Here is a 2,267-nt window from a genome sequence, read left to right on the forward strand (position 1 = left end):
CCCATGACAAGGGACGTTTAGGAGAGGAGCCGTGATGAGGTGAAAGTCTCACGTCCGGTTCTGAAGACAAGCAGACTCTATAAAGGGCAACTGGAAATGGGTTTGTTTAGTTTAACTATTTGCCTAGTGCTATAATTAATCTTCATTCTGTGAAGCTCCAAAAAAACGAAAAGAATTTCCCCTTGTATCCTCAAAAAAATCATGGTACTATGTAATCATTAGTAGTTGCTCGCACCTACGCATGACTTTTTATTCAACCAATACACAACAATATTAACAGGAGTCGAAGGAAAAGGCGCAGACATATCAAAAGCTTAAAACTCAGACAACGCAAGATTTTTCCATCTTGCTTCCTCCCTCTTCCTTCTTAAAATCTAGGCCACTTTAACCCCTAGAAACATCAACAATTACTTAACTTCCTCATTAACAGGAAAACGGTCTATCAACTGCATCGCCCGATAAGCATTCCGTCGCAAAACATCAGATAAATGAGGCACATGAGGAATCTGAGAAAGAAAATCCAGAGTCCGACGTAAAATCCGGACAACATCACCCTCATCCAGACTCGTATTTTCCACCAACACCTGCCATTCCACCTCCAGTGCCCACTGTTCAACCAAACTAATCAAATCCCTCTCTAACCAAACAGGTAAACTTACCCGATACCGACGCTGCACCTGAAATAACTGATGTCGTAAACTACGCAAACCACCTAAAGCATCCTCTACCTCCATAGACAAATCATAACGCGACCAACTATCAGGTCTGCTAATCTCAGTCACCAGAGCAGCACAAGCAGCAGCCAAATGATGAGGGTCTAGTGAGTCAAGAACACCAGACATCAACGCCAAACCAAGCCACAATTCATTGTCACCTCGGATCGCTGCACAAGCTTGACCAATTTCCGTAGGCACTACCTCATGCAGACAACCAAAATACTGCAAAATTTCAATGAGATTGAGAAACTCCTGCCAGTGGCGTGCCAATTTATCTTCTAACTCAGTTTGGCGATCGCCTATTTCCATCTCCAATATTCCCATTCGTCGCCAACCCTTCAACAAAATACGAGGACTTCCCCATTCCTTCAGCGGATGTTCCTGAATCTTTACTTCCACGGTTGCTACTTTCTGCATTTGTACCAAAACTTCTGGAGCATCTATTGGTGGAGGTACCTCTGGAATTTGTTCAGATAAACTCAGATAAATTTCATCTCCTTTGCGACATTGCCCCAACCTAAAATCTATCTCAGAAGGCAACTCAATTTGTTCTACTGCCACTAAGCGGGGTACATCTGGGTGTAAACCGACAACATCCATTGCTGCTACAACATACCATCGATTATCCTTACCCAAGCACACATAGTAAGAAGACTGACCAGAACCAGGAATTTTAGCTACTAAAGCAGCGGCAATAGGTTTAGCGTCAGACCTCTTCGCAGTAGGAACGTGCTTTCCTTTTAAACTCATAATAGTTCCCGATAGAGCAAAAGACAAAGACAAAGACATCTCCTTAATGCGATTTTCATCCGCTTGCCTTTGCAAAATTTTCAGCAGTCGTTTTTCTTCTTTTACTCTTTCTCGTATCTTCTCATAATCTCTCAGCAACTGCTCTAAATTTACCAAATCATTCTGTTCATAAATCCCTAATTTATTTTGCAAAGAAGTTAACTCTGCCTGCTTTTGCTCAATCTCTATGCGTTCTGCTTCCAGGGAAAGACTAGATAAATATTGACCAAAACTACGTTCGACTAACTCCTTTGCCTCCTCCAAAGTATGAGTTTGCAGCAAATTCAGCACCATGCCATAACTAGGAGTAAACTGACTAACTAGGGGGTCAGCTCCTGAAGTTGCTAAATAAGATGCCTCCTTCGCACCCTCAAACCTAGTCTGGACAGTTAAAACGTAACCTTGAACATCCATCCCCCGTCGTCCAGCTCTACCTGCCATTTGCAGAAATTCTGATGGTTTTAGCAGTCTGTGACCTTCATCCGTACGTTTGGAGAGGCTAGAGATTACAGTAGTACGAGCTGGCATATTAATTCCAGCAGCTAAGGTTTCAGTGGCAAATACTACTTTGATTAAACCTAGCTGAAATAATTCCTCGACTAATCCTTTCCACACTGGTAACATTCCAGCATGGTGGGATGCTATACCTCTACTTAGAGGTTCGAGTCTTTTAGAGTGAGTTAGGTCTGGGTTACTATTGAGGAATTTTTGAATTAAATTTTGCAGTTGAATAGTTTCTGTTTCGTCCAGCAAAGTAAGATT

1 protein-coding gene is annotated in these 2,267 nt (G+C 42.2%); it reads right to left on the minus strand.

The genetic code is table 11. The features are described 5' to 3' along the window. Nucleotides 1-407: 407 nt before the first annotated feature. On the minus strand, nt 408-2,267 hold a 1,860-nt coding region (locus F6K13_RS29315), incomplete at its 5' end, for a helicase-related protein (protein ID WP_287289312.1).

This window comes from Okeania sp. SIO2B9, assembly GCF_010672505.1.
Taxonomy (GTDB): Bacteria; Cyanobacteriota; Cyanobacteriia; order Cyanobacteriales; family Microcoleaceae; genus Okeania; species Okeania hirsuta.